This is a genomic window from Aureimonas frigidaquae (assembly GCF_001463905.1).
Lineage (GTDB): Bacteria > Pseudomonadota > Alphaproteobacteria > Rhizobiales > Rhizobiaceae > Aureimonas > Aureimonas frigidaquae.
Map to the genome: position 1 here is coordinate 175,271 of NZ_BBWR01000007.1, position 12,691 is coordinate 187,961.

Below are 12,691 nucleotides of genomic sequence, written 5' to 3' on the forward strand. Positions count from 1 at the left end.
GGGCAGGCGCGGCTTAAGCTGCCGGGGAGGCGTCCTCGGCAGGCGCGTCCGGCACCACCGTCAGGAGCGCGCCGGACACGTCGGTGATCCGGACCGCGGCGCCGGCCGGTAGGTCCGGCCCGGCAACGCTCCACCAGCCGTCATCCAGCCGGATCCGGCCGCGCCCGTTGACGATGGCTTCCGACACGAGCGCCTTGCGGCCGATGAGCTGTTGGCGGCGGCTGTTCACGGCGGTGTCGGACGGCGCGGTCCGGTTGCCGTACCAGCGGTAGCCGACGGCGGCCGCCGCGGCCGAGACGAGCGCAAAGCCGACGAGCTGGCTGGCGATGGAAAGCCCCGGCAGGAACAAGAGGTTCAGCCCGATGGCGAGCGCGCCGACGCCGAGGAACAGGAGATAGACCCCCGGAAGAAGCATCTCGGCGCCCAGCAGCACGAAGCCCAGGATGACCCAGCCGGTGCTGGTGAAAAGCGCGCCCATGTCAGTCGCGCGGCGGCGTCTGCGCCCCGGCCCCGGGCTGGTTGCCAGGGCGGGCAAAGGCATCGCGGGCGATTTCGGAGATGCCGCCGAGCGCGCCGATCATGGACGAGGCTTCCAGCGGCATCAGGATGACGCGCTGGTTGTTCGCCGAAGCGAGCTTGGCGATGGCGTCGGTGTATTTCTGCGCCACGAAGTAGTTCAGGGCCCGCGTATCGCCCTCGGCGATGGCGGCGGACACGACCCGTGTGGCTTCCGCCTCGGCCTGCGCCAGGCGCTCACGCGCCTCCGCTTCGCGGAAGGCGGCTTCGCGGCGGCCCTCCGCCTCCAGGATGGAGGCCTGCTTCTCGCCCTCGGCGCGCAGCACCTTGGCGGAGCGCTGGCCCTCCGCCTCCAGGATCTCGGCGCGCTTGCCGCGCTCGGCCATCATCTGGCGGTTCATCGCATCGACCAGATTGGCCGGCGGGGCGATGTCCTTCAGCTCGATCCGCGTGATCTTGATGCCCCAATTGTGGGCCGCCTGATCGACCACCCGCAGGATGCGCTCGGAGATCGCGTCGCGATTGGACAGGAGATCGTCGAGATCCATCGAACCCATGACGGAGCGCAGATTCGTCATGACGAGGTTCAGCACCGCATTGCGCAAGCCCGCCACCTCGTAGGCCGCTGCCGCCGCATCCAGGATCTGGAAGAAGGCGACGCCGTCGGCGGCCACCGAGGCGTTGTCACGGGTGATGACTTCCTGCGTCGGGATGTCGAGCACCTGCTCCATCATGTTCATGCGGTGCCCGACGCGCTCCACGAAGGGCATGATGAAGCTGAGTCCAGGTTGCAATGTGCGCGTGTAGCGCCCGAAGCTTTCGACCGTATAGTGGAACCCCTGCGGCACGATCTTGATGGCCGCGGCCAGAACGAAGACGATGAAGAGCGCCGCGGCCGCGGCGATGGCCAGGAATTCCATGAGGCATGCAGCCTTTCGGTATGGTCAGGCGCGGCGCGTCAGCTCGAACCGCGTTCCCGTTGAATTGACGCAGGCGAGGCGTTCGGCTGCCATCTGGTCGCAATTGACGGCGATCCGATCGCCGTTCGACAGGCGCGTATACTCGATGGCGATCCGGGTGGGCGAAAGGTTCCGGTAGGTGCCGCGCGCCAGGACCGATCCGGTATCGGTAGCGGTCGATGTGAAGGTGCCGCCCTGCAGGGTCGAGACGGCGACACCCGTGGTATCGCCCCACCGTCCGTCGAAGCCCATCCGGCTCGGCCCCGTCGACGCGCGGTCCATCGGAGCGGTAACACACCCCGCCAGAGCGAAGCCGAGTGCTGCGATGCCGCAGACCTTGAGTGGATGGCGCATTGATCGAATCTCCCCAAAAGCTGGCCCGTAACGCCGGGTTGTAGCGCAGACGACTATACTAAGACTCCCGGCCGGGGCTTAAAGGGGCGAGGGGCGCCGTTTGGCGCCCGCCCGCCGATCCCTGGCCTTCAGCGCACCAGGATGTTGCGGAACTGCCAGGGGTCCTTCTCGTCGATATCCTCCGGGAAGAGGCCCGGGCGGTCCTTCAGCGGCGTCCAGTCCGTGTAGTAACCCTTGACGGGCCCGAGATAGGGCGACTGGACCTCGAGGCAGCAGCGGTAGTCCATCTCGTCCGCCTCGACGATGCCGGCCTTGGGATTCTCCAGCGCCCAGACCATGCCGGCCAGCACGGCGGAGGTTACCTGCAGGCCGGTCGCGTTCTGGTAGGGCGCGATGCGGCGGGTTTCCTCGAGCGAAAGCTGCGAGCCGTACCAGTAGGCGTTCTTGGCATGGCCGAACAGGAGCACGCCGAGCTCGTCGACGCCGTCGACCAGCTCGTCCTCGTCCAGGACATGGTGCACGGGCTGGATATGACCGGCCGCGCCGAAGAGCTCGTGCAGCGACAGGACGGCGTCGTTGCAGGGATGGTAGGCGTAATGGACGGTCGGCCGGTAGGTGACCTCGTCATGCTTGTCGCGGACCGTGAAATAGTCCGAGATCGAGATGGACTCGTTATGCGTGACGAGGAAGCCGTATTGCGGGCCGGGGGTCGGGCACCAGGTGCGCACGCGGGTGTTGGCGCCCGGCTGCTCCAGATAGATGGCGCATTGCGGGCCCTTCTTGTGGCCCTTGGCGTTCTTGGGCTGCCACTTTTCGTGCGTGCCCCAGCCGAGCTCGGACGGCTGCATTCCCTCGGAAATGAAGCCTTCCACGGACCAGGTGTTCCAGAAGACGTTCATCGGCTTGGGGTTGCGGGTGCGCTGCGTGTCGCGCTCGGCAATGTGGATGCCCTTGACGCCGGCCTTCTTCATGAGCTTGGCCCAGCCCTCGCGGTCGTCGGCGGTCGGCTCCTCGAAGTCCAGGCCCGTATCGCGCGCGACATCCACCAGCGCCTGCTTGACGAACCACGACACCATGCCAGGATTGGCGCCGCAGCAGGAGACGGCCGTGGTCCCGCCCGGATTGCGCTTCTTTTCCTTCCGGACGGTCTCACGCAGCGCGTAGTTGGTCCGATCGGCGTTGGAGAGCGAATCGTCGAAGTAGAAGCCGAGCCAGGGCTCGACCACCGTGTCGATGTACAGGACGCCGAGCTGGCGGCACAGGCGGATCAGGTCGAGCGAACCGGTGTCGACCGACAGGTTCACGCAGAAGCCCTGGCCTTCGCCCTCGGTGAGGAGCGGCGTCAGCAGGCTCTCGTAATTCTTGCGGGTCACGGCCTCCTGCACGAAGCGAACACCCATCTCGTCCAGTATGGCGCGGTTGGCATCGCTCGGATCGATGACGACCAGGCGCGAGCGATCGAACTTGAAATGCCGCTCAATGAGCGGAAGCGTGCCCCGCCCGATCGAGCCGAAACCGATGATCACCACCGGGCCGGTGATTTCGCCATGGATGGGATGTTGGTCTTTCGCCATTCGGCTGATCCTTTCGCAGGAAATGCGCGCAGTGTATGTCGCCTTCCGGCTAGCGGAAGTTGCTGTCAAATAAAAGAGGCGAGCGCGATGCCGCCCGTTCGAAGGCGCGTGGAAAGAGGTCGAACATGGAACTACCGGCGCCTTTGCGGGCCGCACTCGACCGCGCGCTCGACGGCCATTCGATCGGTGCTTTGGCCAGCGCCGGAAGCACATTGTCCCGGCGCTACCGTGCCGAAACGCGCGACGGCCGCCTGCATCTGGCAGACGAGGCCGCCGCCCTGGCCTATCTGGCGACCCGCATGCCGGCCACCTTCTCGGCCGTCCGGCGCGCCCTGATAGAGACCGCCGGGCGCGCGCCCGGCTTTTCCCCCCGCACACTCCTGGATGTCGGGGCGGGCCCGGGCACCGTCCTGTGGGCGGCCAGCGACGTGTGGCAGACGCTGGACCATGCCCGCCTGGTGGAGGCGAGCCGGGCCATCAGAGCCTGCGGGGAGGGGTTGGCGCAGGGCGGCGACCTGCCGGAACGGGTCTGGATCGACGGCCGTGCCGAAGAGGCGCTCGGCGATGCGCAGCCTGCCGACCTCGTCACCCTTGCCTATGTGCTGGATGAGTTGGACGAAGCGGCACGCGGCCGCCTCGTCGCGCGGCTGTGGGCGCTCACGCGGGACATGCTCGTCCTGGTCGAGCCCGGCACCCCGGCCGGGTGGGGGCGCATCCTGGCCGCGCGGGAGGCGCTTCTGGCAGACGGCGCGCATATGATCGCGCCCTGTGCCCACGCCCTGTCCTGTCCGATCGAGGCGCCGGACTGGTGCCACTTCGCCGAGCGGCTGGCGCGCAGCCGGGCGCATCGCCTGGCCAAGGGCGCGGAGGCGCCCTACGAGGATGAGAAGTTCATCTTCCTTGCCGTGTCGCGCCGGCCGCATGACGGTCCGGCCGAACGCATCCTGGCCCGTCCCCAGGCCGGGAGCGGGAAGGTCCGGTTGAAGGTCTGTGCGCCCGACGGATCCGCGCGCACGCTCCTTGTGACCCGGCGGGACGGCGAAAGGTTCAAGGCCGCACGCCGGGCAGACTGGGGCGACAGCCTGGACTGACGGCCCGCGCTCAGCGGGCCTCCAGCGCCTCCAGCTCGTCGATCAGGCCGGAGATGACAGACAGGCCCTGCTGCCAGAAACCGGGATCGGTCGCATCCAGCCCGAAGGGGGCCAGCAGTTCCGAATGGTGGCGGGTGCCGCCCGCTTCCAGCATCTGCAGGTAGCGCTCGGCAAAGCCGTCCGGCGTCTTGCGATAGACGGCGTAGAGCGAGTTCACGAGGCAATCGCCGAAGGCATAGGCATAGACGTAGAAGGGCGAATGGATGAAGTGCGGCACATAGGTCCAGAAGGTTTCGTAACCCGGCTGGAGCCGCACGGAGGGGCCGAGGCTCGCGCCCTGCGTCTCGACCCAGAGCGCGCCGATCCGCTCCGCTGTCAGCTCGCCCTGGCGCCGTTCCGTGTGGAGCCTGCGCTCGAACTGATAGAAGGCGATCTGCCGCACGACCGTGTTGATCATGTCCTCCACCTTGGAGGCGATGAGCGCGCGCCGCTGGCGCGGCTCCTGCATGGCTTCGAGCAGCGAGCGGAAGGTGAGCATCTCGCCGAAGACGGAGGCCGTCTCGGCCAGGGTCAGCGGCGTCGGCGCCATCAGGGCGCCCTGGCGCGCCGCCAGAACCTGGTGGACGCCGTGCCCCAGCTCATGGGCCAGGGTCATCACGTCGCGCGGCTTGCCGAGATAGTTGACGAGCACATAGGGATGGGCGGAGGGAACCGTCGGATGGGCGAAGGCCCCCGGCGATTTTCCCGGCCGCACGCCCGCGTCGATCCACCGTTCCGCAAAGAAACGGCCGGCGATTTCGGCCATGCGGGGCGAAAAGCCCGCATAGGCCGATAGGACGGTGTCACGCGCGTCGGTCCAGCCGATGGGCTTGCGCTCCACGCCGGGCAGGGGCGCGTTGCGGTCCCAGTGATCGAGCGCATCGCGGCCGAGCCAGCCGGCCTTCAGCCTGTAGTAGCGGTGCGATATGGACGGATAGGCAGCCTCGACGGCGCTGGCCAGCGCATCCACGACGGGGCGCTCGACGCGGTTCGCCAGGTGGCGGCTGTCGGCGATGTCGCTGAAGCCGCGCCAGCGGTCGGAAATCTCCTTGTCCTTGGCCAGCGTGTTGGTGATCAGGCTGAACAGGCGCAGATTGGAGCGGAACACATCCGCCAGAGCTTGCGCGGCCTCCTGGCGCAGCGCCCCGTCATCCTCCTGCAGCAGGTTGAGGGTTTCCTCGATGGACAGTTCACGCTCCCGCACCCGGAAGCGCAGGCTCGTCATGGTTTCGTCGAACAGGCGGTTCCAGGCCCCGGCGCCGGTCATCGCCTTTTCGAGGAACAGCTCCTCGACCCGGTCTTCGAGCTGGAACGGCTTTTCCTGGCGCAGATCTTCCAGCCATGGGCGGTAATGCGCAAGGGCGGCGTTGTCGGCCATGGCGGCGTCGATCACGCTGTCCTCGATCCGGTTCAGCTCCAGCCCGAAAAACAGGAGACGGCCCGATACGTCCGTAACCCGCGCCTGGATATCCCCGTAGAACTTGGCATTGGCCGGATCGGACGTATCCCCGGCATAGATGAGCCCCGCATAGGAAATGAGCCGGCCGAGCCGGTCTTCCAGCCGCTCATAGGCATGGATCGCCTCGGCAAGGGCGCCGCCCCCGGGGCGCGCCGCTTCCTGCGCTAGCTGTCCGCGCCAGCGCTCCTGGAAGGCGGCCGCGTCGGCATCGGAGCGGGCGAGGTCTTCCTTCAGCTCCGGACTGTCCATGCCGGGGTACAGATCAGACAGGTTCCAGCGCGGCAGGTCGCCCAGCGGGGCGGCGTCGTGGGGTTGGGTGGCTACGGAGTTCGTCATCGAGGGGGAGGAGTCCTTTCGCATTACCTTCATTGCGCCTTAACCATTTTCTTTTGTAATAAGGAAACAAATAGGCAGATGTCATTTTCATGCCGCAGTTCGGCTCATCTATTCGACACTGCAAGCACATGAATTCGGGGTTGGTGCCCGGGGACGATCGACAGGCGCCGCACTCGCTAGCGAGGGGAAAAGACCGAATGCTCGGAACGAAAGCAAGCGCCATGCGACGCATGGTGCGTGCCGCGACAATCCTGGCGACCGGGCTCGTGGTGCTGGCCGGCCCCGGTATGGCGGCCAAGGCGGAAACCCGAACGCTGCGCCTGCAGCACGTACACCTGGGCGAAAAGTCCGTCATCACCTACAAGCGCAACGGCAAGTACCTGGCCGAAGGACTGAAGCAGGCCAACTGGGCCCTGCGCGACTGGCGGGAGAACAAACCCACCCGGATGGATCCGGCGCTGCTCGACATCATGTGGGAGATGCAACAGCAGTCCGGCACGCGCGATTACATCCAGGTGCTCGGCGGCTACCGCTCCCCCAAGACCAACAACATGCTCCGCTCGCGTTCCTCGGGCGTCGCCGGCGGCAGCCTCCATATGTCCGGCAAGGCGATCGATTTCTACACGACCGACGTGCCGCTCCGCCGCCTGCGTGAGATCGGGCTGAAGTTGCAGCTCGGCGGCGTGGGATATTATCCGCGGTCGGGCTCGCCCTTCGTCCATTTCGACAGCGGCAACGGCCGCTACTGGCCGCGCATGAGCCGGTCGGAACTGGCCAAAATCTTCCCGCGCGGCAACACCATCTACCTTCCCTCGGACGGCAAGCCGCTGCCGGGCTACGAGCAGGCCATGGCGTCCTACAACCGGCGCAAGGGCGCTGCCGGCGATGTCCAGATCGCCAGCGCGGGAGAGACCCGTCGCGGCAAGTCCCTTCTGGCGCGCATCTTCGGCGGTGGCAACGACGAGGCGGAAGACAACGCCGAGATGGAGGCCGCCCCGACCCCGGCGCCGCGCCGCACGCGGGAACCGGCACGCCAGGCCCCGCAGCCGGCTCCGACGCCCGAGCCCGAAATCGCCATCGCTTCCATCCAGCCGACGCCCGCGCCGCGCCGGGCCGCTGCGCCGCAGCCTGCTGCGCCGGTCGCCGCCGCGCTGCCATCCGGCATGGCCATGCCAGACCGCCCGCAATTCGACACCAGCAGCCGTGCGCCGACGCCGGCGGCCGGCGTTCCGACACCCTCAGCCGGCATTCCCGCCGCGCCGCCGCCCGCCGCCGAACCCGCTGCGGTGGCTGTCGCCAATATTCCGATGCCGCGTTCCGCACCGGCGCGCGCCGTGGAGCCGCAGCCTGCACCGGTGGAAGTCGCCGCCGTGGCGGAGCCCGCCTCGGCAGCCGGGGAACTGGCCTATGCGGTGCCGACGCCCAGCCGACGCCCCTTTGCGGCGGTGCTCCAGGCTGCGGCGACGCCGCGCCAGGATGCGGTCCCGGCCCCCGATGCCATTGCCGATGCGATCCTGTCGGCCTCTGTGCCTGAACGCACGGCCAGCGCGGCGGAGGCGGAACTCTCCGTCCCGGTCGCTCACCCGACCCCGCGCATGCCGAGCGCCGTCGAAGAGCCCGTGCTCGAGACAGCCGATGCGGCGGAGCCGGCCACGGTCGATGCTGCAGACGCCGCCGAGCCCGCCATGGCTTCCGATGCGCCCGCCACGGACGAACCGGCTGCGCATTCGACGCTCCTTGCCGCGCTGGAAACACCGCAGCCTGCGCCGCGCCAGGTCGTCGAAGACGCCGCGACCGCTGCGGCAGAAGCACCTGCTATCGCCTCTAAGGGGGGGCGGATCGGTTCCTCCGATCCCGACCCGCTGGACGAAGCCGCGATCACCTCCCGCATCGCGACGGCGACCGAGATCACCCAGCCCCTGCAGGTTGCGGAGCTGACCGGCGGGAAGGGTGAGCGACTTTCCCCATCCATGCTGGTCGTCAACGTACCGGTGGCCTTCCCGTCGGAGCGATTCGGCCCACAATAGCCGCGCTGCATCCAGACTACCGTAATCACCAAAAGGCCCCCGGTCAGTTCCGGGGGCCTTTTCGTATGTGACGCGTGCATCTGCATCCCGGTGGCAGCCCTCAAGGCCGAGATCCGAACGGCTGAGAGAAGCAGCTCTATTATACGGCTGTCGCGACTGGACTTTCGGTGGATGGTTTCATGTCATTGTGGAAGCGTTCAACATCTTTGGATTGGTCGTTCACTGCGCAATCAGCCAGGAAGATCCATTGCAATGATGACCTTTCGGAAAGTTAATTTTGCTTTAGCCGTCTTGACAACAGTCGAAGCTCCGTAAATACACAGACTTTATATGTCCTTTCGAGCAGTGGATGGGCGCACTTTCCCCGCGCGGCAGGACTCTGTTTCCGAAGAATTTTGAAGAGCGCCCTGATGCGCTCACGAACGAGGTATGGCAATGGAACGGAACGAAAGCGTCGATAACAACGAGATGCTGATGGAGCTGACGGCAGAAGTCGTTGCGGCGTATGTCAGCAACAATTCCGTGCCGGTTGCCGAACTTCCTGCGTTGATTTCAGATGTTTACGGTGCGCTCGGCCGTACGACGGCGGCACCGGCCGCCCAGCCGGTCGAAAAGCCGAAGCCGGCAGTGCCGGTCAAGAAGTCCGTCTCGGACGACTTCATCATCTGCCTCGAGGACGGGAAGAAGTTCAAGTCTCTCAAGCGCCATCTCATGACTCATTACAACCTGACGCCGGAAGAGTACCGCGAGAAGTGGGATCTGCCGGCCGACTACCCGATGGTCGCTCCCAACTATGCTGCGGCCCGGTCGCGCCTCGCAAAGCAGATGGGCCTGGGCCACAAGCGCCGTCGTGGCCGCTGACCCAACACCCAATCGCACGAAATTCCTGTGTATGAATCCGTCGCCGGCCCCCTGGGCCGGCGTTTTCATGTTGCATCTCCGCCTTCGAGTTGCCGTAAAGAAAGCGTGATGGCTGCGTGATGCGGCGTCGGCGCAAGGGCTGGCCCCGCGCGACGCAAAGGGATGGCAGGAATGGTCGAGGGTTCTGGCATGGCGCGATTTACCGCCTGGCTCCGCCGTCCATCCACGCGCAACTGGCTGACCCTCGCCGTCGGCCTTGCCATCACTGTTCTGGCCTTCCTCACTCTGTCACGGCTTCTGGATGACACGCCGCTCGACATGATCGGGCCGGCCATCGCCGCCATACCCGTATCGACCTTCCTGGCCGCGGTGGCCTTCACCATCGTCAGCTTCATGGCCATGGCCGCCTATGACGTCATCGCCGTGGAGCACACCGCGCCCGGTCGCGTCCCGCTCAGCGTGGCGGCGCTGGTCGGGGCGGGGGGCTATGCCATCTCCAACGCGCTGGGGTTCCCCTTTCTGACCGGCGGGGCCGTGCGCTACCGGGTGTATCGCCGCTTCGGCTTCGAGCCGGTGGATGTCGCCCGTGTCGTCGGCATCTCCTGGTTCGCCCTGTGGTTCGCGCTGGCTGTCATGGTTGGCGTGGCGCTGGTCGCCGACCCGGCCGATGTTCCGTGGTTGCAGGAATTCCCCCTTATGCTCGATGTCGGGATCGGGGCGGCCATCCTGGTTCTGGTCAGCGTCCTTGTCCTGTGGCTGGCGACGGGAGAGCGCGGGGTGCGGATCAAGCACTGGCACCTGCCATTGCCCAATGGCGGCGCCGCCGTGGCGCAGATCCTGGCCGGCATCGTGGATGTCGTGGCAGCCGCCGCCGTGCTCTACGTTCTTCTGCCAGAGGGGACGGTCAGCAGTTTCACCGTCTTTGCGATCGTCTATGCCATGGCGACGGTTGCGGGTGTCGTGTCCAATGCGCCCGCGGGCCTCGGCGCCTTCGAGGCGACGATTGTCGCCGCGCTTGGCCTGGGCGGTCGGCCGGATGCGCTCGCCGCCCTGGTCGTCTATCGGTTGATCTATACGCTGATGCCTTTGATCGTCACCATGGTCGGGCTCGCCGCGTCCGAGATCGCCTTGCAGCGCCATGCGCTGAGCGGGCAGATGGCCATGGCCGCGCGCATCGTGGAGCCGATGGCGCCGCCCCTGACGGCGAGCCTTTCCTTCCTGGGCGGCCTCGTCCTGCTCGTCTCCGGCGCGACACCGCTTCTCGATGCCCGCGTCGGATCGCTGTCGGCCATTCTGCCGCTGCCCTTCATTGAGTTCTCGCATCTGGCAGCCAGCTTCGTGGGCGTCGCGCTCTTGGTCATCGCACGTGGGCTCGCGCGGCGTCTGTGGCGCGCCTATGTGCTGGCGCTCGGCCTGATGCTGGCCGGCGCCGTCTTCTCCCTGTCCAAGGGCCTTGACTGGGAGGAGTCGCTGGTCCTTCTGTCCTTCGCCCTCTTCCTCTACGTCTTCCGCCGCGCCTTCTACCGGCGTGAGGACGACGCACCCCTGGCGCTCAACTGGCGTTGGCTCGCCACCGTCATGGCCGCTTTGATCGGCTGTGCCTGGCTCGGCTTCTTCGCCTATTCGCATGTCGAATACGCCAACTCCCTCTGGTGGGACTTCGCGCTCGATGCCGATGCGCCGCGCTTCCTGCGGGCCAGCGTCCTGGTCTTCCTGGTCATGGCGGCGGCGGGGCTCGAATTGTGGATCCATCAGCGCCATGGCCACCGTGTGGTCGATCCCCTGCCGGACAGTGTCCGCGCGCTGGTCGCGGCCGCGCCCGCCACCAATGCGCAACTGGCGCTTCTGGGCGACAAGCGCTTCCTCGTCTCCGACGACGGGACCGGTTTCGTCATGTATGCCCAGTCCGGCGGCAGTCTGATCGCCCTGGGCGAGCCGGTCGCCGCACCGGACAAGGTGGCGGAGCTCGCCTGGGCCTTCCGCGACATGGCCGACAGGCGCGCCTTGCGGCCCGTCTTCTACGAAGTCGGCGTCGAGCACCTGCCGCTCTTCCTGGACATGGGGCTGACGGCCCTGAAGCTCGGCGAAGTCGCGCGGGTGGACCTGGAGCAGTTCACCCTGTCCGGCGCCAAACGTCAGGATCTGCGCACCGCCATGCGCAAGGCGGAACGCGAGGGGCTGGAATTCGCCATTCTGCCGGCGGCCGAGGTGCCCACCGTCCTGGACGAGATGCGCGCCGTCTCCGATGCCTGGCTGGACATGAAGTCCGGCGCGGAAAAGGGCTTTTCGCTCGGCTATTTCGATCCCGCCTATCTGTCGAACTTCGATCATGCCGTGATGCGCAAGGACGGGCATGTCGTGGCCTTCGCCAATCTGTGGCGGTCGGGACATCACGAGGAAATGTCCATCGACCTGATGCGCCATGTGCCCAACCTGTCGCGCGGGATCATGGACGCCCTGTTCGGTCACGTCCTGATGGCCGCCAAGGACGAAGGGTATCGCTGGTTCAATCTGGGCGCGGCACCGCTGTCCGGCCTCGTCGATCGCCGGGGCGCGTCGCGGTGGAACCGTTTCGGATCGCTCCTCTACCGCCGCGGCAACGATCTCTACAGTTTCGACGGTTTGCGGGGCTTCAAGCAAAAGTTCGGGCCCGTCTGGTCGCCGCATTATCTGATCTGCCCGCGTGGCCTCGACACGGCCAGGTCCCTGATCGACGTGACGTCCCTCATCTCCCGCCGGCCTTCGGAAGGGTAATCGATATGAAATCGCTCCGGCACGCCCTTCTGGCCGCCCTCCTTCTTGCCTGCGCCGGTGGCGCGGCCCTCTGGTGGACGGGCCACCTCCACTGGCCGGGCAGCCGGCGCGAGGTGACCGTCTCGGCCGAGAACCTCATGAATGTGCGTGCGATCGTGCCGGCGGGCGATGCGCAAGGCGTCGCGATCCAGATTTCGGATGCCGGCGCCGCGCCGGACGGCGCCTTGACGAATGCCTTGGTGGAGCACGGCCTGATCGTGCTGCCGGTGCGGCTCGACGACTGGATGGCTGCCCTTCAAAAAGATGCCGAGGATTGCCTCTATGCCGGCTCCGATATCGAGGGCATTGCCAAGGAAGTGCAGCACGTCCTGGCGCTGGACACCTACTCCCACCCCGTCGTCGTGGGCGAGGGGCGGGGCGGCGTTCTCGCCTATGCCGCCGTTGCCGATTCCCCGGCGGCTACGATGGCCGGCGGCGTTGCGCTAAATGCTGCGGCAACGCTGGATACGCGCCTGCCCATCTGCGACGGCGCCGTGGCGAGCCGACAGGCCGGCGGCTATGCCTATGACCTGGCCGCAACCTTGCCGGAGCCCTTCACCTTCGTCGCGGCGGGACGGCCGGCGGGCCTCGGCGCCGACACGGCCGATCATGCGCGCTTCGCCGCGGCGCCGGATGCGGATGCGGCTCGCGCCGCAACGGCGGACGCCGCCCTTGCCTTGGC

At 67.0% G+C, this 12,691-nt stretch carries 9 protein-coding genes and 1 pseudogene; 5 read left to right on the forward strand and 5 right to left on the reverse strand.

Annotated features, from left to right (window positions below; all coding sequences use genetic code 11):
- Positions 1–13: 13 nt before the first annotated feature.
- The 4 genes from AUL30_RS08110 to AUL30_RS08125 all read right to left on the reverse strand — a co-directional run bounded on the left by AUL30_RS08110 (position 14) and on the right by AUL30_RS08125 (position 3,403).
- Complete coding sequence (locus tag AUL30_RS08110) at positions 14–478, reverse strand: NfeD family protein (RefSeq protein ID WP_062227356.1); 465 nt, start codon at positions 476–478, stop codon at positions 14–16.
- 1 nt (position 479) lies between these two features.
- A complete protein-coding gene (locus AUL30_RS08115) occupies positions 480–1,436 on the reverse strand; it encodes an SPFH domain-containing protein (RefSeq protein WP_062227357.1) in 957 nt (318 codons plus the stop codon).
- A gap of 24 nt (positions 1,437–1,460) precedes the next feature.
- Positions 1,461–1,829 carry a hypothetical protein gene (locus AUL30_RS08120; RefSeq protein WP_157069995.1) on the reverse strand — a complete coding sequence of 123 codons (369 nt, stop codon included), beginning with the start codon at positions 1,827–1,829 and terminating at the stop codon, positions 1,461–1,463.
- Between the two features lie 128 nt (positions 1,830–1,957).
- Complete coding sequence (locus AUL30_RS08125; RefSeq protein ID WP_062227359.1) at positions 1,958–3,403, reverse strand: homospermidine synthase; 1,446 nt, start codon at positions 3,401–3,403, stop codon at positions 1,958–1,960.
- A 125-nt stretch (positions 3,404–3,528) separates the two neighbouring features.
- Here AUL30_RS08125 and AUL30_RS08130 point away from each other — a divergent pair, with 125 nt between their 5' ends.
- Positions 3,529–4,494 carry a small ribosomal subunit Rsm22 family protein gene (locus AUL30_RS08130; RefSeq protein WP_062227360.1) on the forward strand — a complete coding sequence of 322 codons (966 nt, stop codon included), beginning with the start codon at positions 3,529–3,531 and terminating at the stop codon, positions 4,492–4,494.
- A 10-nt stretch (positions 4,495–4,504) separates the two neighbouring features.
- Here the strand turns inward: AUL30_RS08130 and AUL30_RS08135 are convergent, their stop codons facing one another.
- Entirely contained in the window at positions 4,505–6,328 is a 1,824-nt protein-coding gene (locus tag AUL30_RS08135; RefSeq protein WP_244490749.1) for a M3 family oligoendopeptidase, read from the reverse strand.
- Positions 6,329–6,525: 197 nt separating this feature from the next.
- On the opposite strand from AUL30_RS08135, the gene AUL30_RS08140 reads away from it, so the two are divergent.
- From AUL30_RS08140 to AUL30_RS08155, 4 genes and pseudogenes are all read left to right on the forward strand, one after another.
- Positions 6,526–8,355 carry a DUF882 domain-containing protein gene (locus tag AUL30_RS08140; RefSeq protein WP_062227362.1) on the forward strand — a complete coding sequence of 610 codons (1,830 nt, stop codon included), beginning with the start codon at positions 6,526–6,528 and terminating at the stop codon, positions 8,353–8,355.
- A 435-nt stretch (positions 8,356–8,790) separates the two neighbouring features.
- Positions 8,791–9,216, forward strand: coding sequence for a MucR family transcriptional regulator (locus AUL30_RS08145; protein ID WP_062227363.1), 426 nt, complete (start codon positions 8,791–8,793; stop codon positions 9,214–9,216).
- Between the two features lie 171 nt (positions 9,217–9,387).
- The gene (mprF, locus tag AUL30_RS08150) at positions 9,388–11,970 is read left to right on the forward strand and encodes a bifunctional lysylphosphatidylglycerol flippase/synthetase MprF (RefSeq protein ID WP_062227364.1); all 2,583 of its coding nucleotides are present in this window, start codon (positions 9,388–9,390) and stop codon (positions 11,968–11,970) included.
- 5 nt (positions 11,971–11,975) lie between these two features.
- Positions 11,976–12,691, forward strand: a pseudogene (locus AUL30_RS08155) (hypothetical protein); the annotation flags it as partial.

What these genes read in the sequence shown, in the direction of transcription:
- AUL30_RS08110 (WP_062227356.1), bottom strand. Translation starts at nt 478, where the DNA reads ATGGGCGCGCTTTTCACCAGCACCGGCTGGGTCATCCTGGGCTTCGTG.
- AUL30_RS08115 (WP_062227357.1), bottom strand. Translation starts at nt 1,436, where the DNA reads ATGGAATTCCTGGCCATCGCCGCGGCCGCGGCGCTCTTCATCGTCTTC.
- AUL30_RS08120 (WP_157069995.1), bottom strand. Translation starts at nt 1,829, where the DNA reads ATGCGCCATCCACTCAAGGTCTGCGGCATCGCAGCACTCGGCTTCGCT.
- AUL30_RS08125 (WP_062227359.1), bottom strand. Translation starts at nt 3,403, where the DNA reads ATGGCGAAAGACCAACATCCCATCCATGGCGAAATCACCGGCCCGGTG.
- AUL30_RS08130 (WP_062227360.1), top strand. Translation starts at nt 3,529, where the DNA reads ATGGAACTACCGGCGCCTTTGCGGGCCGCACTCGACCGCGCGCTCGAC.
- AUL30_RS08135 (WP_244490749.1), bottom strand. Translation starts at nt 6,328, where the DNA reads ATGACGAACTCCGTAGCCACCCAACCCCACGACGCCGCCCCGCTGGGC.
- AUL30_RS08140 (WP_062227362.1), top strand. Translation starts at nt 6,526, where the DNA reads ATGCTCGGAACGAAAGCAAGCGCCATGCGACGCATGGTGCGTGCCGCG.
- AUL30_RS08145 (WP_062227363.1), top strand. Translation starts at nt 8,791, where the DNA reads ATGGAACGGAACGAAAGCGTCGATAACAACGAGATGCTGATGGAGCTG.
- mprF (WP_062227364.1), top strand. Translation starts at nt 9,388, where the DNA reads ATGGTCGAGGGTTCTGGCATGGCGCGATTTACCGCCTGGCTCCGCCGT.